Consider the following 18,938-nt stretch of genomic DNA (forward strand, 5'->3'; position numbering starts at 1 on the left):
GTTGTAATTAATGCTCTTATTCATAAAATAAATATATGTAAAAACGATACTATTTCCTTTAAAATAATTTATTCTGTTTCAAATTCAATGTCTAAATCTGGTCTTTTAAGTTTGAATTTAATTTTTTTATTTCTCAGGGTATAAAGACCCCCTAATACCCCTCCTATAACTAATGCCTCTTTAGGGTGTTTCCTTATTGCATCCCCAAGCGCTATACCTACAGCTACCCCAACTTCTTTCATATTTTCAACATTACGAAGAGCTTTGTTTATTTCTGACATCTCTATACCACTCCTTCTCTATAATTTATATCTAATATAACATTTTAAATAGATTTAGTAGTAAGAAGGGTCTAGGTCGCTTTATGATTTTTTTCGACAAAAACACATATGTCTTGGATAGTCTCAAATTGGCAAAAGAGATTGTTGGTATTATTGAAATCGATTTCCCAGTAGTCCGTAATTTTAATTAATGCTTTTTGAAAATAATCTTCGTTGTCATTAAACAAATCTATTGTCTTGGATTTTGGAGCTATCATTTCTAGGGGATCGTCATATTTTTCTTGCATGTAATCATGGGAAAATTTAATGACCGTGAGAAAAATTTCTATCCCAGTTTTGTGTTCTTTTTTAATTTTTCCGTATTTCTCATATTTTTCTTTTAACATTTTTCGGATTTTTAACTTTTCAAAATTTAGAATGTCCGTCATTTTTATCACCCTTTGGTAAGGCATGTAAATTTTAAATGAATATATGCCTGTTTTTATCTATTATAATATATTATTTGAAAGAAAAAATAGTTTTTTATAATTATAGGATTTATGTAAAGTAAAGAAAATACGAAATAAGAAGGAGCGAGAAAATGACTGATTTGTGATAGGTAACGAAACACGTTAACTATTTACCCAATATTTTTATACTCATTCCAAGTTTGATCCCAATCAGCATGGACTTTATCCTTTATGCGTTTTAATGTATTTTTTAAATTAGATTCCTTCATATTCATCCTTTTTGCCATTTCGATTTTGTTTAATTTAGGAGTGCTGTCTGCATTCCACCAAAAAGCATTTACATTTTCATTTTCAATTTCAGTTCTTACAATTTTATGTAATTCTTTTAAAAATGTCTTTTGATTTTTAGTTAATTCAACCTCAAACCATTCATCCTTAATAAATTTTAAGCTTTTATCCAGAATAACCATCCACGCTTGATTTTCTGAGTCCTCACTAAACTTTGGTTTTAAATATATACTAGTATCTCCTTTGACGATCCTCTTAGTCCCATTTAGTTCCATTTGGTACTCGATGTATTTTGTTAACATTGCAATGTTTATGTATTTCACGATTTCTTTTTTATTTCTTTCCGCATCCACTCTAACTAAAGCGTGCTCCAAACCTTTTATAAATAATGGCAATAACTCATCTCTGCTCTCTTTCAAATCTTGCTTAAATTCATCGCTGTCCTTGTTAAGTTTGGTGAACTTTTTACAGAGATGAAATAAATCATCTGCTTGTGATCCATAATACTCCCTTAATTTTTTCTCATTTTCAAAAACAGATTTAAAGTTATACGCTTTTAGTTCATCTGTATCTACTCCCAACCATAAATTATCCGACAAATCACTGACCCAACTATCTCCTTCTTCACAAAATAATCCATTGTAATCCTCTCTATCTTTTTGACTTGCTTCATATATATTTTTTTGATTCCTTGCCTTAAAACAATGTTGCATAATCTTCGCTCTAATGCGATAAGCAACATAAACAATCCCATTTACATCTATTGGCTCCCCACCATCATATTTAAAATGTAATAAATCCTTGTCGACTAAATTGAGAATTTTGTCGATGATTTCTCTATCTTGATTCTCTTGATAATTTTTGATCATTTCTTTCATATTCATTTTAATTAATCCCTTTTTTTATAATTTATAGAAATTTAATAATTTTTCCCACATTGGCGCATATTCTTCAAGCACTTTTCTTTGATTAATCCAACTATGATCACATCTATTTGCCACATTTCTTTGTCTACTCTCTGCTCTTTTTATTGAGTTGTCGTGGTAGTAATTTTTGAAATTGCTGACCATCATTATCATATTGATTTCACTTAATCCGTAACAGAAAAACAATTCATCTTCCACCAGATTATCTAAGTATGTTTCAATCGTTTCATCTTTTGCTTGTAGGAAGCACCCATGACTTTCATATATGTATAACAGTTCTAATTCGTTTTTTAATCTTATTTTGTAGTCAGTCCAATAATCAATAACTCTTTCATCCTTATCTTTATAAAGTTCACTTGGCTCAAGATTATGTTTTGCAAATAACTCTCTCTTGATTAAGCCAATTTGAATCATTTCTTCATCTGTTATTTTTCTATGTTCTTTTTGTGAAGTACATCCCATCATTTCAACAGTGTGCATGATGATTTTTGCTCTTTCTAATTTCTTGAATACTGATTTGATATTTCCTTTAAGTGTGTTGACTTCTGTTTTTATAAAATGCTCCAACATTACATAATCTTGATCGGTTATACTTTCATCTTTTTCTTTCAAAGATTCAAAATGATTTTTTCTTGCAAATCCATTGTGATAAGCTGTCGTAAAACTTATATCTGCTAATTCAGTTTCATTTAACCATTTGTTCAAAGACATTGATTTTGGTTGCTTTTTTAATATGTAGTCAAGCACCAAACTGTTAATCTCATATTCATAAGGAATTACTGCCCCATTATTTTTTCTTCCATCTTGACGTTCTTTCTCAACCTCTCTTATTCCTTCGCACAAAAAAATCCTTTCAGCACCTTTTCCTTCAACTGTTATTGAAGTCCATTTACAATCCAGTTTTTCCATTAGCTGCTTAGTATACTTTCCATCAACACTACCTTTTTTCTTTTTAGAGGTTTCTTTTTTGGAAATAAACTGTTTAATCATCCCCTCACTCCCAAGTTTCATTATTATTTCTTCAAGTGTAAATCTTTCCATTCTAAAACTACTCCAATTCACTTTTTATTTTTGAGGAAAAATCTACTTTCTAATAAAGATATATTTGAAAGTTAATCTTTCCTCAATTTATATATATTCCTAACTCATTCGTAATAGAGCCAGTCGTTACATTTCGCAACAAAAAGACCGTTGCTCGTGTGATTATGACTTATTTAATTTAACTAAGCCTTTTGGTACTTTGTGGCTAGGTTTTTACAAGGTGTTCCTTACTTGTAAAAAGATGGTGGACAAAGTACATAACCTACATGTAATTCGAAAAATTTTATCTTTTACTGTTGTCTTTTAATTCTCTATGTATAGACTGCAATTCTAATGTCTGTAATTCTTTGTGTGAATCCTCTAATTGCTTAAACATTTTCTGCTCACTGACAAATCTGTAACTAAGCCACTCAATTAACTTTTTCATTTTATCTTCCTTTCTCAACAATTTAATTTGTTAGTTTTTATAAAAAAAGATATATAGAATATCTCTATCTAATTATTAGTGGCTTTCAAAGCGGTTTTGTATACGTTTTAGTGAAAACTTTTTTATTTGTTTCTAAATCTATAGAAATTCTGTCCAACACAAACCTTTTAAAGTCTTATGTTTCTGACTGACGATAAAAATAAACCTTTAAAACAACTTTTAAACTCGAACCTCACCCCCTAACCATCGACAAGAAACCTTTTAAACAACTTTAAAAGGTAAGTAATATATAGATTAAACACAACTCTCAAAACCCCTTATGAATCAACTCCGACAAATGGAGGATTAACCGATGGAAACTTAACAAATTGTCGATGGTTTTTTCATGCAGAAGAAGATTAAGCAAGACGAGGGAAGATAAACAAATCCAGAAAATTAACCACTCTGTTATTTATTGCACCTGTTTAAAAGGGTGTTTATATATATCTATTTAGTACGTCCTACACCTGTTGGACAATTGATTGTAAAAGGTTTTATTAATAATCATAATTTGCAGACTTATATACTATAAGAAGTTGATTGCAATCGTGAATTGAAAAGATGAAATCCCCTACAATTATTTAAAGTAAAATCCTCACTTTGCTTAATGTTTAAGAAAAAGGAATCAAAGGTGTCTCTTCAGAATATAAGATGTATTACATATGTATTTCAAAAAAATCTCTAAAGGGATTGATTAGGTCATGAGCAAAAACGTTGATGAGACCCTTCAAAAATTGATCGCAAAAAACAAAGGAGATTACATCACTCAAGGATGTGCATTCAATAAAAACTGTCCAAGACAAATGGAATTACTCAGATTTGCCCTTGAATCATCTGCTTCATTTTCTGGATTAGTAAAGGAGATGTTAGCCCAAAGAATCACTCCTACAACCTCGCCAGAGAAGCCACAACAGCCACTACGAGAGATTGTAGAGAGAGTGGAACAACAACCTACAAAGCCAAAACTTGCTGTAGGTAACTACTTATAGGAGGGATTAAATGGAATTTGTATTATTAACAAAAGTGGGGATGGTTGTAGGGTTGTTCATTAAACTGACTTATTGTGCAGTAGGAGGGGTGTTTGTAAAAACAGGAATAAGATATGTGAAGGATTATCGAGAGTCCGTTAAATGTGAACGAGAAAACACCACTCAAAATTGAGTGGTGTTTCTCTTTTATTTTTAATCCATATTGTGTAGTGAGCGGAATACAATCTCTTTACATTCTGTACGCATATTGATAACCTATTCTAGTTACCTAAATACAAATATAAGAGGGAAATTTACATACAAGTTCTCTGAATAAATATATTTAGTAATTTCTTTTAAAAAAGACCTGGATTTTTGGGACAACTTATTAGATAATGGTACTATCCAATAAAATGAGGTGAACATAATGCCATATGCTATAGATTTATTTTGCGGAGCTGGAGGAATGAGTGAAGGTCTGTTACAAGCTGGTTTTCATATTGTTTACTCTTCAGATATAAATGTAGATGTAGAAAAAACATATGTTAATAGACATAAACAATTGGGATTAATACATGGTAAAAATACACATTTCCAAAGAACTGATATCAGAGATTTACCTTCAGAAGAAATTAGTGAAGCAATTAATAATTTAAAAATTTTTAAAGATAAGCCTAAACCTACAATAGATGCAATTTTTGGTGGACCACCGTGTCAGGGTTTTAGTCGTGCAGGTAGACGAGACAAAGACGACCCCCGAAATACACTATTTAAAGAATATTTAAGAATTATTAACGATATAAGACCAAAATTTGTAGTTATGGAAAATGTAGAAGGATTTATGGATACTCGCTTAGATGGTTTCGTTGGTGTAACAGGTACAGAATATCCTTTTAAATCTTTAGTACCAGATATCTTACATCAGGAATTTTTACAAATAGGATATAATACATTACAACCCCAAATCTTAGATGCATCGGACTATGGCGTTCCGCAACGAAGAAAGAGAGTTATATTTTTAGCTTATTTAGAAGGTGAAGAACCACCTTCGTATCCAACTCCTATTACGCCAAATGAGGATAACAAAATTTGTGTACTAGATGCAATAGCTGATTTGATTGTCGATGAAACTATAAAAAATCAATTAAACTACATAAATTCTGATTATCAAAAAAATTCGCAACATGGTCGGACAAGCCATATTTCTGGACGTTCCCTAAAGTATGATAAAAAAATTCTTAACCATGATTTATCATTGCATAGCAACTTAGTAAAAGAACGTTTTTCACTTTTTAAACAAGGTGAAAGTTCGTCCTTGGTAATGCGTAGAATTAGAGAAGATGGTATTAACATTTTGAAATACCCTCTTCTACTTGAAAATTGCATAAATAAACTAGCCGGATTGTATAATGAGGAGGAAATAATTCACAATTTTTCAGTAGGCAATATAAACGATGAAATGATGAACGCATTATTAACTAAAAAAAGTAACCGTTTCAGACTAAATGAAGAAACCACTTCTCCTACAATGGTTACATTGCCTGATGATTATTTAACTCCTTTTGAAAATAGAATACCTACGGTTAGAGAAATGGCGAGAATACAATCTTTTGATGATAGTTTTGAATTTTTGGGAAAAAGAACTACAGGTGGATCACGAAGAAAGGTAGAAGTTCCTCAGTACACTCAAGTGGGAAACGCAGTTCCCCCCTTGTTAGCTAAAGCCATTGGACTTGAAATAAAAAAAGCATTAGAGAAATCCAAAAATCGCCACTATACATTAGTATAGTGGCGATTTAGTTTGGTAAATTAAATCAATGTCAACTAAAATTTATTTACTTAAATCTCTAATTTTAATTATCATTATTTAAGTTAAAATAAGAATAATCTCCACTCAATTTTTCTAGTTCTGAATTAAGCCTTCTTATCAAACTTTCAGAAGATGCTGAACTAAAATTCCTTCCAAAAATATCTTTGAGTGAGTTTGCAACAGACGGAATTGAAGCGTGCCCCCAATAATTTCCACCAGATAAATTTTGCACTCTCTTAACACAAGTGCTGTTAGAATTAATGCCACTTCTATCAACAGTTGGAACTGTTACAAAAGAATATGTGAACTTGTCCAAGTCATCTATCGAAAATGTGGAGGTCCCGACAGAAATAGAGTGCCTTCTAAATCCTCTAGAGGCATAGATCATATCCCATAACATTGGAATTTGGGCATTGTCATTCCAGTTAGTCTTACACTGAATTACACCTATTTCACAATCACTAAAATCTCTTTCAAAGAGTGCATCCACTAATGGCTTATAATTAAATTTCGAGTTTCTTCCTACAGATGTTGGAATTAAAGAACCTTCATTATCTCTAATCGTTATGCCATGTTTATCTTCCAAATAATCTGGCTTGTTAGGGAATGTAATAGCAATCAAGTCCGACTCCGTTCCTGATGGGAATGAACCATAACTAACCGTTAAAGACTGACGAATGGGTTCTGGAATCAAAGATTTTTTTTGCTTTACCACTACAGTTCGGCTACCTATCAAACATAAATTTAAATACCAACACACTAAAGCTTCCCAAGCATTTCCTGCACCTGATACATCCGATTGCGTTCGACCTGCAACTCCAGTAAGCTTAAAAATATCTGCTAGATTATCCCCTAAATCTACTACATTAGTAGCACTTAAATGATTTATTCGTTCGCTAATAACAGATTCCCAACTAGGCCATGAGTTGTTGAAGCTATTCATTGCAAATAATTGATTTACCGCTTCTTTTCTTAAATATTCACAAATATTTTCAGTTGTCATATGTATCATCCTTTTTTAAAAATAATTAATCTATTAGAACTTTTAAATCATTTTACTAAACTTGCTCAACGAAGACCAAAATACAATCCTTTGTTTGCACTCCTTTCTTCACAAGTAAATTCACTACCTTTACATTTCCGTCTTAAGTAACGTTCTTTAGTAAATATTAACAGATAACTAGAGACTGTAAAAGTCTTTTGTGATTAAATACTTATTTTTATGTTTTTTTTGTAATATATATAGACTAATAGTATTGTCACTTTAAGTTTCAATAACATTACTATTTAACTATATGATTGGATTCTTTAGAGTTAATGATTTTCATATGGGGCGATGTGATTGCGGATAGGCTTTATGTTGCGAAGAAAAATAAAATCATCGTTGTCAAAACAATTTTTAAAAAGAGGGATTCAATCGATTTCATAAAAGACTTGATATTAATGTATATTAAATTGCACTTTATTTTGTGGTGCTTTTCGCATAAAAAATAGCTCAGTTCATAAACACTTATAAAATATAGAATAAACTGTTTAATTTTACTAGACTGTTATACTGCCTGTTCCATGCATATTAGGTGAAATTTATATAACAAAAAAATGACTACTAAATTGTATACCAATTTAGTAGTCATTTTTTTGTTACATTTTTATTGTTTGCGATAGGGAACGAACCTGTTAGCTCAATTAAGCAATTCTTTCTTCCTTTTTTGTCTCAAAAGTTCTTCATTGAGCAGAAGTTTAGCAAGATTATAATAAAATTTTTCTTTAAATTCTCTTGCTTCCTGTTCATCTTTCGGTTTATGAGGTTGCTCAACAAAGACTAAAATACAATCCTCTGTTTGTACTTCTTTAATCACTTTCATTTTATCCTACCTCATTTCTCTGGATATTATGAAAATATCTCTGTAAAAAAAACTCTTAGAGCTTCTTCGGCTTTTTCATTGTCTTTTTTGTTTTTACTAAATGAAAAATTTACTTTTAATACATTATCTGAAACATCCTTAAAAATATGCTTATCTTCTGTTTCGGAAGTTTCATATGGACAGCCTTTTATATATACTTTTCCCATGACCTCACCTCGATAATATATATTTTCTGACTCACTTATAACACTTCTCTTTAATTATAAATATATAAATTGAGAGTGTATATGTAAAGAAGAACAATTTGGTAAATATTACTTATAAGTAATATGAATCACTTAACTTATAACCCAAATAAGTTAAGTGATATTTGAAAAGGAGTCGCTTTTTCTTTTTTTCACAAATAATCCCTTAAACTTTCAGCGACCTCATTGACCTCTAAATCTAAATATTGTGTCGTGACGGATAAGTTAGCATGTCCCAATGCTTTGCTAATTAAAGCAACACTTGCTTTTTTATCATAAAGGTTTTTAGCGTAGGATCGTCTAATTGCATGAGCATTAATATTGTCTAAGTTGTATCGTTGCGAATATTTACTCAGTTGTCTAGAAATTGTATTGTTAGAGGATTTATTATTAATACGTTTTCCTCTTCTACCTATGAATAAATATTCATTATCTTGCATGTAATATGTTCTTATTTTGTGATTCAAATTTATTAATATCTGATATAAATTAATCAGTTTATCATCTAACGGTAACTTGATATGATTATGATTTTTCATCACATCGCCACCAAGGATCAATGATTTATCTTGAAAGTCAATATGTGACTCTTTTATCTCACCAAGAGTAAAAATCCTTATACCTGTTTTTTGTAAAGTGAGGATCGCTACTGCATCTCTCAATCCAATGAAGGTTGATGTATCGAGTAGTGAGATCAACAAATTTAAGTCATTTTTATCTGCACCTTTTTTAACGTGCTTGTCCACTTTGATCTGAATATTTAACCAAAATTTTGTCTTGAACCAACCATTATTGAAGCATTTTCCGAGAATTGCTTTAATGCATTTTAAGCGAGTTAATTTAGTTTGTGGAGAGACATTTATACTACTTAACCATAAATAGATGGTATCTGTATTAATTTCTTCTAAGTAGGTTGTCTTAGTGAGGTGGAGGAACTTATCAAAATTCATCTGATAGTCCTGTATGGTGCGTTGTCGTAAACCATTTAATTCCATTTGTCGAGCAATCGTTTTAAAGGCAAATTTAGCATCTGTCCCTTTCACAACGGTCTTTTCATCTTTTGGTTTCCCTATTTCTGTTTCTAGTGATACATCAAATAGTCCTAATTTCTTTGTCATAAAACACCCTCCTAATATCCTGTATTAGAAGTTGATTTACGTAAGGAGTATTTTAGGGCTTCTACCTCAAGGTTCAACCCCTGTTCGTGCTCCCTAGACCATCAAAACCTTGTCATACCAACGGTTAAAAGGGTATAAATTGGTGACCCTGAGAGGATTTGAACCTCCGACCTGCCGCTTAGGAGGCGGCTGCTCTATCCTGCTGAGCTACAGAGTCCTATCGAATTTCTCACTTGTCATATTATATAGGAAATAAGCTGAGTTTCAAAGGGGTAATTTTAGGTATTGCACTATTTTTGTTAGGACATGTTTGGTAGAAGCTAATCAATCACTATCATTATCACGATTAGCCTCTACCTATTGGCCTGCCCTACAACAATCCCATGTGCTTCAGTCCGTACGCAATTCCGTCATCATCTACATCTTTTGAAACAAAGCTGGCTGCCTCTTTGGCTGCTGGTACGGCATTGCCCATTGCGACGCTGTTTGGTGTAAACTCAAGCATTTCAATATCGTTAGGACCGTCGCCAAACACGTATACATCTTCCTTTTTCATCGCGAGCTTCGTAACGATTGCTTCAATCCCCTCAGCTTTTGAGCCACCTTTTGGGAGCACGTCCATCGAGAATTCATGCCAACGAATAAAATCAAAAGCATTGGCAAATTCTTTTACATACTTCATTTCTTCCTCAGCGGTGCAGAATAATAAAGATTGATAAATATCTCTGCCATCCAAATAGGAAGGATCATAATCTGGGTGCCCGTACATCAAAGAGCCCATGCTCGATTGAATATGGTCGTGGAATGGAATGTTCGCTTTCATATCTTTATGATCCATAAATACGACAGGATGATCCGTTTTAACAGCCTCTTCGGTAAGACGAATCAACTCTTTTTTGTCTAAGACTGTTTTATGTATCGGTTGTTCATCCAAAACAACGTATTGACCATTAAAACTAACGTATGTAGATATCCCTAGTTTTTTGCGTAGATCTGGAAACATAAAAGGTCCTCGTCCAGTAGCAATCGCGACATGGTGCCCTGCTTGTTTCAATTTTTCAATTGCCTCTTCTGTTGAAGCTGGCAATTCTTTTTCGTGATCTAGTAACGTTCCATCAATATCGAAGAAAATCAATTTTTTGTTCATCTTTTCCGTTCACCTTCACTTCCTCGTTCATTTATGTAGTCGGTCCATTTATGCAACAATTACTCTATTATACGTGAATTTTAATACATTCGCCATTATATGATGCAAAACCATTGTAGATTTTCTTTCAACTGTTATAATAAAGCTTATTAAAAATTCTAAACGTTCGCACACAGTAGCGGAGGGGTTCCTTATGCCAATTAAAATACCAAAACGATTACCTGCAAGGCAAGTACTTGAAAAAGAGAATATTTTTATCATGGAAGATCAACGGGCGGAGTCTCAGGAGATTCGTCCATTAAATATTGTGATTTTAAATTTGATGCCTGACAAACAAAAAACCGAGGCTCATTTATTGCGCTTGCTTGGGAACACACCACTGCAGTTAAACATTACTTTTCTAAAAACTGTCACGTATGAACCTAAGAATGAGAGCAAATCGCATATGGCTGATTTCTATACAGATTTTGAAAGTATTCGTCACCGCAAATTTGATGGCATGATTGTCACTGGTGCTCCGATTGAGCACTTTCAGTTTGAAGAGGTGCAGTATTGGGATGAGATGGCTCAGATCATGGATTGGGCAGAAGAAAATGTCACCTCCAATTTGCATATTTGTTGGGGCGCCCAAGCGGCCTTATATCATCACTATGGGATTGATAAGTTTCCATTAAGTGAAAAATGTTCGGGCATTTTTCGACACAAAATTTTTAATGGACAGGGAAAAATTGAACTTCTCAGAGGTTTTGACGACGAATTCATCGCTCCACATTCTCGTTACACGAATATCTCTGCCGAGGAATTGGACAACCATGAAGACTTACAGTTGTTAGCTACGTCTAAAGAAGCTGGGCCTTTTCTAATAATGTCAAAAAACGGTAAGCACATTATGGCTACTGGTCACTTAGAATATGACACGGTCACTCTCAAGGAAGAGTATGAACGTGATTTAGACCGTGGCTTAAATGTCCGTATTCCTGCCCATTATTTTCCGAACAATGACCCAAATGTGGCACCAATGAACCGCTGGCGCTCACATGCACACCTTCTTTTTTCGAACTGGCTCAATTATTACGTTTACCAACAAACGCCATTCGAATGGAAGTGAATCTAAGTTGGTTTTATGGAGAATTTCACAAACTAAGTTCGAACGAAATTGGGAAACTTACGTTAAATTCTGCGTAGAATAGGAGTTTCATCATGACGAAACGGAATCAAACGATGATGCAGTTCTTTGAATGGCATTTGATCAACGATGGCGACCACTGGAATAGACTGACTTTACTTGCGTCGGAACTTGAATCACATGGGATAAACGCTCTTTGGATTCCTCCTGCCACAAAAGGTACCTCTCAAGCTGATAATGGCTATGGAATCTACGATGCCTATGACTTGGGCGAATTTGATCAGAAAAATACAGTGAGAACGAAGTATGGTACGAAGGATGAATTAATTAAAGGGATTCAAGCTTGTCATCAGCACAATATTAGAATCTATGCCGATGTTGTTATGAACCACCTTGCTGGGGCTGATGAAACGGAAACGTTTGAGGTTGTAGAAGTTGATGCTGATGATCGACACGAAGTAGTTTCAGAACCGTTTGAAATTGAAGGCTGGACAAAATTTACGTTCCCTGGTAGAGCTGGAGTTCATTCGTCCTTCCAGTGGAATTTCCATCATTTTAATGGGACAGATTATGATGAATCGCGATCTGTCCGCGGCATCTATCGTATTTTAGGAGACCATAAACGTTGGAACCATCACGTAGACAATGAATTTGGGAACTATGATTACTTAATGTTTGCGAATATTGATTACCACCATCCCGAAGTCCGGACAGAAATGATACATTGGGGGAAGTGGTTCGCAGAAGTAACCGCATGTAATGGATTTAGGCTCGATGCGATTAAGCATATCAATCATCAATTTCTTGACGAATTTATTTCGGATATACGTGAAGAATTTGGTGAGAAGTTTTATTTCGTCGGTGAATATTGGAATCCAGATTTAGAAGCATGCTCTAGTTTTCTCGAATCTGTTGATTATCAAATTGATTTGTTCGACGTAGGTCTTCACTATCGATTTTACGAGGCTTCGCTGGCTAAAAGTGATTTCGATATGAGAGGTATGTTTGACGATACGCTCGTCGCAGCACATCCGATGAATGCGGTCACGTTTGTCGATAATCATGATTCGCAACCTGGTGAATCATTAGAGTCATGGATAGGAGATTGGTTCAAACCTCTCGCCTATGCACTCATCCTTTTACGTAAAGACGGATATCCTTGTCTGTTTTACGGAGATTACATTGGCATAAGTGGAGATGATCCTATCCAAGGAAAAAAGGAGATAATTGATCCTTTATTAGACGCACGAAACCAATACGCGTACGGTGAACAACACGATTATTTCGATCATAAAAATACGATTGGTTGGGTTCGTCTCGGTGATAAAGACATCGATCATTCCGGATGCGCTGTTATTATTTCTAACGGTGAGGACGGCCATAAAAAAATGTTTGTTGGCGAAGAACGTGCTCAGGAAACCTGGATCGACTTAACAAACAATTCCCAGGATACTATTGTAATTGACGATAATGGGTATGGAGAATTTACTGTCAAAGGTGAATCTGTCTCTGTATATATTGCAAAACAATAATATATCTTTATATTACAAATCAAAACCTCTTTCCTGCTTTTACAGAGAAGAGGTTTTTTACTTTTAATCAATAATTAATATTACAAAATTCTTAACAAATTTAAAGCATTGGCATCTTGCTGGTACTTTTTATTTTTGTAATTTAAAATCTTGTGAATAAAATATAAGTAACTTATAATTGAGTCAATTTCATAATGCATTTTCTGAATAAAGTCAGAAGCGCAGAATATCAAAAGTACTCTTTTAAAAAATCGTCACTTTAAAAGCTAGTGTTGATAGTTGAAAACTTGCTCGCTTGCCGCAGGCAATGTTTCAGCTAATCGGGGGAAACCGCCCCGATGGATCTTCAGCTATTGCTCTTCCTGCAGGCGTCTCACAGATTTTCAACATCAACGATCAAAAATTTTGTATACCTTTAAGCAGCTTTCTGTCCTTGGCTTCTCTTTGTTTTCAGTCGTAATCCTGCGAGTTTCATGGCATTGTAAACAAGTGTAGTAAAGTCAAAATGAACTTTCGCTCTTTCTCCTGTTCGGTATCGTATATTGTTTAGTTGAAATTGTTCTTTTAGATACGCAATCACTCGTTCAGAGGAACTTCGTTCTTTATAGATCGTCTTCCATGATTCAGTACCTCTTGCTGGAGCACTATATTTCCGCAAGTCTGTATCCATTTTTATCTTAAAGACCTTTTGACATAGCGAGTCATGAGCGAGTGGACACTCTCCACATTCTTTTGGTTGGGTAAATTTTAATGTTTGGTACTTCTTATCAAAGCTGTCATATCGGTAAGAATGTTCTCTCACACAGGTTGGGGCAAAGTGTTTATCAAAGCCAAGTGGCTCCGGTTCATTCCGCTTATTATAAGCTATAATCGAATAGCCTTTCATCCGATGAACCTGTTCATAGATAGCTGGATAATCATAGCCAGCATCCATCGTCACGTGTTTCATCTGAAAATGAGGAAAATGCGTTTGAATGCCCTTTAATAACGGAATCGCAGCTTTACCATCATTTAAGTTACCGCTAGACATGAGAGATTCGAGAATAAATTGACTCTTTGTTTCAACGGCGATATGACCCTTGAAGCCATACCAAAAAACATTTTTACCGTCACTGTTCTTTTTGATGCCCCATTCTGGACCGAGAGGGATCTCATCTTCAAGGTTGTCAAAAGGTATGTCCAATTGATCTTCGATTTTCTTTTTATAAACCGGAAGAGAAGCTTCAAATTCTTCTTTTTCTTTGAGCCATGCCGATTGTTCTTCCTTGTTTTTACAGCCGCGTTTTTTCGGCTCGGGTTTCGGTGTATCATCTTTCTTTTCTTTGGAAGGGGCTTTATCTTTCGCTTCGATATGTGTCGCATCAATGGCCACATTGAAGTCCGAAATATACCCATCATCTATAGCTTCATGGACGAGTTGATGGTTGATATCTTTCAGTACAGAAGAAGCTTTAATCTCACTTACCATGCGGGAGTAAGAAGCTTCCGAAGGAATTGCGTCTGCCACACCAAATCCGCAATCTCTTTTAAACTGAATGTCATCTTTCAGGCGTTTAACTAAGAGTTTTACTTCACTAATTCTTTCCACATAACGAATAATCAACGATTGGATCATCGCTGGATAATTCAGCTTTACAGGGCGACCCAAACGTGATTTTTTGAGCACCATGAGTACAATAGGACCGGTGGTCAGTGTTGAAAATAACTCATCGTAACGTTGGGTAGGTTCTAAATCGTATAAAACATCTATACTTAGTAGGCTCTCTTGTCGTAAAATGGACATAGGAGTCTTCCCTCCAGTCAAATTAGTTTGTTCGCTACTTACTAAATTCGACAGTTGGGGAGGTACTCCTTTTTTTGTCTCTTAAATCTCTTGGGCCACAAGGGCTCTGAATTATGAAATTGACTCAATTGTAAGTAATTAATTAATCAATTGGAGTTGCTTGCTGTGAGTGATAACAAAATTCAAGATATCTTTATTATGAAAAAAACAAATTTAATAAAAAGAAGTTTGATTATGCATATGAATCAATTTCATAATTCACCTTTTTAAAAATTCAAAGACCTGCAGAATTTTAATAATGTCGTTTTTAAAAATTTCTTTAAGCAGCTTGTTGCTGATTTAACAGTAAATTGATACGATCACTTGCTAATTTTGATGCATTATAAATAAGCGTGACGATGTCAAAATGAACTTTTGCGCGTTTTCCCGTTCGATAACGTACATTGTCTAGTTGATAATATTCCTTTAGATAAGCATTGACGCGTTCTACTGCTGAGCGGCGTTTGGATAGATGTTTCCATGCTTTTGAACCACGTGCTGGTGCTGTATATTTTCGGAGGTCTGTCGTGATTTTTACTTTATAAACCTTTTGGCAAATGCCTTCGTTAGCTAAAGGACAGTCGCTACATTCTTTTGGACTTGTGTATTTCAACGTTTCATACTTGGCATCAAAACTATCATAACGATAGGAATGTTCCCTAAAACAGGTTGGGGCAAAGTGTTTATCAAACCCGATGGGTTCTGCTTCATTTTTCTTATTATAAGCAATCACAGATTGGTTTCCCATTCGATGAACTTGTTCATAAATAGGGGCGTAGTCATAGCCTGCGTCCATTGTCTGGTAGGCCAAAGAAGGCAAGGATAGGCATTCATCCACTCCCTTTAATAAAGGAATAGCTGCTTTTCCATCATTCAAACTGCCAGAAGAAAAAAGGGACTGTAAAATGTATTGACTGGATGTACCAACAGCTAAGTGACCTTTGTAGCCGTACCAAAAGACATTTTTTCCTTCGCTGTTCTTCTTTACACCCCATTTAGGGTCTTGAGGAACTTCCGAACGTAACTCATGTAAAGGAACATCCAACTGAGCTTCTATTTTCTTTTCGAAAAGTGGAAGATTTGCTTCCTTTTCTGCTTGTTCCATCAGCCATTGTTCTCGCTCGTCTTTACGTTTGCGCCCACGCTTGTTAGGTTCTGCTTTTGGCTTTTCTTCTTTTGGTGGTGCTTGATCACGTGCTTCAAAATGGGTGGCGTCAATAGCGACCGTGTCATCCATAATAAAGCCTTCCGCCATGGCTTGAAGAACAACTTTCTCTTGTGATTCCTCTAAAACAATAGAGTCATCCAGTTTCGTTATAAGTCGTGAATAGGCAGCTTCAGAGGGAGTATTGTCAGACACAAGAAAACCACAATTCAACTTAAATATAAAGTCATCATTCAAACGTTTTATTAAGTCCTTCATCGTTGGAATGCGCTCAACGATTCGTACAAACATAGAAATAACCATTGCCGCATAATTCAGCTCTACGGGTGCACCAAGTCGGGATTTTTTGGTTATTTCATCGTGGATCGCATCTAAATCTATCGCTGAAATAATCGATTCATAACGTTGGGTAGGTTCCATCTCATATAAGTCTTGAATGCTAAATAAGCTCGTTTGTCGTATAATGGCCATAGGGAGTATTTCCTCCAGTCTTTTTGGTTGTTTTGGTCAACCACCATTATACAGGACTTGGGGAGGTACTTCCTTTTTTGTGTCTCAAACTCCTTGGGACGCAAGGGCTCTAAATTATGAAATTCACTCATATGATTTGCTAAAATATATAAAAAATTTTAGAGACGCATCAGCACACAGCAGACCGTCGATTCTCAATGTGACAAAATTTGACAAATTTTCACCTGGACAGCGTGTAACAAATTTTGCGACAGATGCTAAAATTAAGAAGCGCGATAGAAAAAGTCATTTTTCAAATAAGAAAATGCATGATTTTACCTGTATGTTTAATATAAATTGATTTTTTAGTTTATATTAAACAGCTTGTTTATTTAAGAAAATTAACAAATTTTAAGCATCAGCATCTTGCTGGTGCTTTTTTGGTGCATAAAATTCCAAGTAATAATTAGGTGCTACTGAATAACTGAAAATACTGATTGTGACAGTGGTTTCCACCTATTTTATTGGAGTTAGGTGCAAAGGAATGAGCGCAATAAGTCCAAAAACCTTGCACGTTAAAGAGTTTTGCCAGCTATAAACACGAAGGATGCCTCTTTCATGGCGAGACTCCTGCGGTATTGGAAGTCCGGTCAAGACCCTGCAGGGCATTTTCCCGAAGCGGCTTGACGACTTCACCGCGGAAAGCGAAGGCATGAAAGAGGCATCCTACTCTGATAAAAAACCAAGAATCTTTGTAAAGACCTATGTTATTCAGTAGACCCTAATTAAGGGATACTGAATAACTAAAAATACTGATTGTTATGAGGGTTACCGGCTCTTTTTACGCAGTTACGTGCAAAGGATGATCGCAATATAGCCCATAAACCTTGCAGGTTAGAGGGCTTTTCCGACTATAAACACTAGGGATGACTCTTTCATGGCAAGACTCCTGCGGTATTGGAAGTCCTGACAAGACCCTGCAGGGCATTTGCCCGAAGCGGCTTGACGACTTCACCGCGGAAAGCGAAGCCATGAAAGAGGCATCCTACTCTGATAAATACAGTTATTTCTTTGCAAAGACTTGATAAGAGTGGGTGCGTAAGAAAGAAATTAACGATTTTAACACACCCAAATTCACTGGGTTTCCTCAAAAATGTTGATATAAATGTATTTCAATGGATTAGGTACACTTATAATTTATCTGTGTATTTCTCAAAACATTAACCACGAAAAAGGATGTGAAGAAAATCTTCGCATCCTTTTTGACGTCGTCCAATTATAACTACTGGCTTACTGGCGTGAAATACGCATAATACAAAGATTGTACCGCTAAATCCGCTTGACTTGCATTGACGCCAAACATCATGCTCACTTCAGATGATCCTTGATTAATCATTTTTATATTGACCCCAGCATTGGATAGGGCCGCTGTCGCCATAGAAGCGACTCCTACCGCCTTGGCCATCCCTTCACCGACAACCATCACGATTGCTAGGTTTCGTTCGACATGAACCTCCTCCACAAATAATTCTGTGCGAATGCGATGCAAAATCCGCTCCTCTTTCCCATTCTGTAAATGATGAGATCGAATGATAACGGACATATTATCAATCCCAGAAGGCGTGTGCTCAAATGAAATCTCTTCCGCCTCAAGAATCTCTAACAATTTCCTCCCAAACCCAACTTCTTTGTTCATCAAATATTTTCTGAGGTTAATGCTGCAAAAACCTTCATCACTTGCAATACCAACAACTGCTAATCCATCTAACACACGATCAGAAACAATTTGTGTCCCTGTTGCTTGAGGATCATTCGTATTTTTAATAAGTACTGGAATTTTCTTCTTCACAACAGGTTGCAAAGCCTCGTCATGAAACACCGAAAAACCAGAATAGGCTAACTCACGCATTTCTCGATACGTAATTTCTTTCATTTTGTGTGGATCACTTACGAGTGTTGGGTTAACACTATAAATCGAATTGACGTCAGTAAAATTCTCATATAAATCGGCACCTACTCCAGCTGCCACAATTGATCCAGTAATGTCAGATCCACCTCGTGGAAACGTGACAATGTTACCCATTTTTGAAACACCGAAGAACCCTGGAATGACCAAAATGCCTTGTCGATCTCTCAGTTTTGCCAATTCTTCATACGCTTCTGGTAATATCCGTGCATTTCCTAAGTATACTGTGTTTCAATTTAAGTTAAAGAAGCGTGGTCAAACTCCACCGTTTTT

The 18,938-nt window shown here is 35.1% G+C and carries 16 protein-coding genes, 1 tRNA gene and 1 pseudogene; 5 read left to right on the top strand and 13 right to left on the bottom strand.

Annotation, left to right across the window (positions count from 1 at the left end):
- Positions 1 to 68: 68 nt before the first annotated feature.
- From ACM26V_RS16920 to ACM26V_RS16935, 4 genes are all read right to left on the bottom strand, one after another.
- Complete coding sequence (locus tag ACM26V_RS16920; RefSeq protein ID WP_416147915.1) at positions 69 to 281, bottom strand: hypothetical protein; 213 nt, start codon at positions 279 to 281, stop codon at positions 69 to 71.
- Between the two features lie 71 nt (positions 282 to 352).
- Entirely contained in the window at positions 353 to 709 is a 357-nt protein-coding gene (locus ACM26V_RS16925; protein ID WP_416147916.1) for a hypothetical protein, read from the bottom strand.
- A gap of 191 nt (positions 710 to 900) precedes the next feature.
- The gene (locus ACM26V_RS16930; RefSeq protein WP_416147917.1) at positions 901 to 1,902 is read right to left on the bottom strand and encodes a hypothetical protein; all 1,002 of its coding nucleotides are present in this window, start codon (positions 1,900 to 1,902) and stop codon (positions 901 to 903) included.
- 18 nt (positions 1,903 to 1,920) lie between these two features.
- Positions 1,921 to 2,985: a hypothetical protein gene (locus ACM26V_RS16935; protein ID WP_416147918.1), complete on the bottom strand. Its 1,065-nt coding sequence runs from the start codon at positions 2,983 to 2,985 to the stop codon at positions 1,921 to 1,923.
- Positions 2,986 to 4,152: 1,167 nt separating this feature from the next.
- On the opposite strand from ACM26V_RS16935, the gene ACM26V_RS16940 reads away from it, so the two are divergent.
- The 3 genes from ACM26V_RS16940 to ACM26V_RS16950 all read left to right on the top strand — a co-directional run bounded on the left by ACM26V_RS16940 (position 4,153) and on the right by ACM26V_RS16950 (position 6,208).
- A complete protein-coding gene (locus ACM26V_RS16940; RefSeq protein WP_416147919.1) occupies positions 4,153 to 4,440 on the top strand; it encodes a hypothetical protein in 288 nt (95 codons plus the stop codon).
- A 10-nt stretch (positions 4,441 to 4,450) separates the two neighbouring features.
- The gene (locus ACM26V_RS16945) at positions 4,451 to 4,612 is read left to right on the top strand and encodes a hypothetical protein (protein WP_416147920.1); all 162 of its coding nucleotides are present in this window, start codon (positions 4,451 to 4,453) and stop codon (positions 4,610 to 4,612) included.
- Positions 4,613 to 4,846: 234 nt separating this feature from the next.
- Positions 4,847 to 6,208 carry a DNA cytosine methyltransferase gene (locus ACM26V_RS16950; RefSeq protein ID WP_416147921.1) on the top strand — a complete coding sequence of 454 codons (1,362 nt, stop codon included), beginning with the start codon at positions 4,847 to 4,849 and terminating at the stop codon, positions 6,206 to 6,208.
- A 64-nt stretch (positions 6,209 to 6,272) separates the two neighbouring features.
- Here ACM26V_RS16950 and ACM26V_RS16955 read toward each other — a convergent pair whose 3' ends face one another.
- The 6 genes from ACM26V_RS16955 to ACM26V_RS16980 all read right to left on the bottom strand — a co-directional run bounded on the left by ACM26V_RS16955 (position 6,273) and on the right by ACM26V_RS16980 (position 10,604).
- Complete coding sequence (locus ACM26V_RS16955) at positions 6,273 to 7,232, bottom strand: hypothetical protein (RefSeq protein ID WP_416147922.1); 960 nt, start codon at positions 7,230 to 7,232, stop codon at positions 6,273 to 6,275.
- Between the two features lie 679 nt (positions 7,233 to 7,911).
- Entirely contained in the window at positions 7,912 to 8,094 is a 183-nt protein-coding gene (locus ACM26V_RS16960; protein ID WP_416147923.1) for a hypothetical protein, read from the bottom strand.
- A gap of 26 nt (positions 8,095 to 8,120) precedes the next feature.
- A complete protein-coding gene (locus ACM26V_RS16965; protein WP_416147924.1) occupies positions 8,121 to 8,300 on the bottom strand; it encodes a hypothetical protein in 180 nt (59 codons plus the stop codon).
- Between the two features lie 191 nt (positions 8,301 to 8,491).
- Positions 8,492 to 9,457, bottom strand: coding sequence for a tyrosine-type recombinase/integrase (locus ACM26V_RS16970; RefSeq protein ID WP_416147925.1), 966 nt, complete (start codon positions 9,455 to 9,457; stop codon positions 8,492 to 8,494).
- 140 nt (positions 9,458 to 9,597) lie between these two features.
- Positions 9,598 to 9,674 (bottom strand) — tRNA-Arg (locus tag ACM26V_RS16975).
- Between the two features lie 153 nt (positions 9,675 to 9,827).
- Positions 9,828 to 10,604: a Cof-type HAD-IIB family hydrolase gene (locus ACM26V_RS16980; protein ID WP_416147926.1), complete on the bottom strand. Its 777-nt coding sequence runs from the start codon at positions 10,602 to 10,604 to the stop codon at positions 9,828 to 9,830.
- A gap of 193 nt (positions 10,605 to 10,797) precedes the next feature.
- On the opposite strand from ACM26V_RS16980, the gene metA reads away from it, so the two are divergent.
- Positions 10,798 to 11,712 (top strand): homoserine O-acetyltransferase MetA, encoded by a 915-nt coding sequence (gene metA / locus ACM26V_RS16985; RefSeq protein ID WP_416147927.1) that lies wholly within the window; start codon positions 10,798 to 10,800, stop codon positions 11,710 to 11,712.
- A 92-nt stretch (positions 11,713 to 11,804) separates the two neighbouring features.
- The gene (locus ACM26V_RS16990; protein ID WP_416147928.1) at positions 11,805 to 13,262 is read left to right on the top strand and encodes an alpha-amylase; all 1,458 of its coding nucleotides are present in this window, start codon (positions 11,805 to 11,807) and stop codon (positions 13,260 to 13,262) included.
- Positions 13,263 to 13,677: 415 nt separating this feature from the next.
- On the opposite strand, the gene ACM26V_RS16995 is transcribed toward ACM26V_RS16990, so the two are convergent.
- The 3 genes and pseudogenes from ACM26V_RS16995 to ACM26V_RS17005 form a co-directional block, all read right to left on the bottom strand.
- Complete coding sequence (locus tag ACM26V_RS16995) at positions 13,678 to 15,045, bottom strand: transposase (RefSeq protein WP_416147930.1); 1,368 nt, start codon at positions 15,043 to 15,045, stop codon at positions 13,678 to 13,680.
- A gap of 319 nt (positions 15,046 to 15,364) precedes the next feature.
- Positions 15,365 to 16,720 carry an IS1182 family transposase gene (locus tag ACM26V_RS17000; RefSeq protein WP_416147931.1) on the bottom strand — a complete coding sequence of 452 codons (1,356 nt, stop codon included), beginning with the start codon at positions 16,718 to 16,720 and terminating at the stop codon, positions 15,365 to 15,367.
- 1,261 nt (positions 16,721 to 17,981) lie between these two features.
- A pseudogene (locus ACM26V_RS17005) lies at positions 17,982 to 18,881 on the bottom strand (aspartate kinase); the annotation flags it as partial.
- Positions 18,882 to 18,938: the final 57 nt, after the last annotated feature.

Origin of the sequence: Salipaludibacillus sp. HK11, assembly GCF_047795645.1 — a bacterium.
GTDB lineage: Bacteria > Bacillota > Bacilli > Bacillales > Salisediminibacteriaceae > Salipaludibacillus.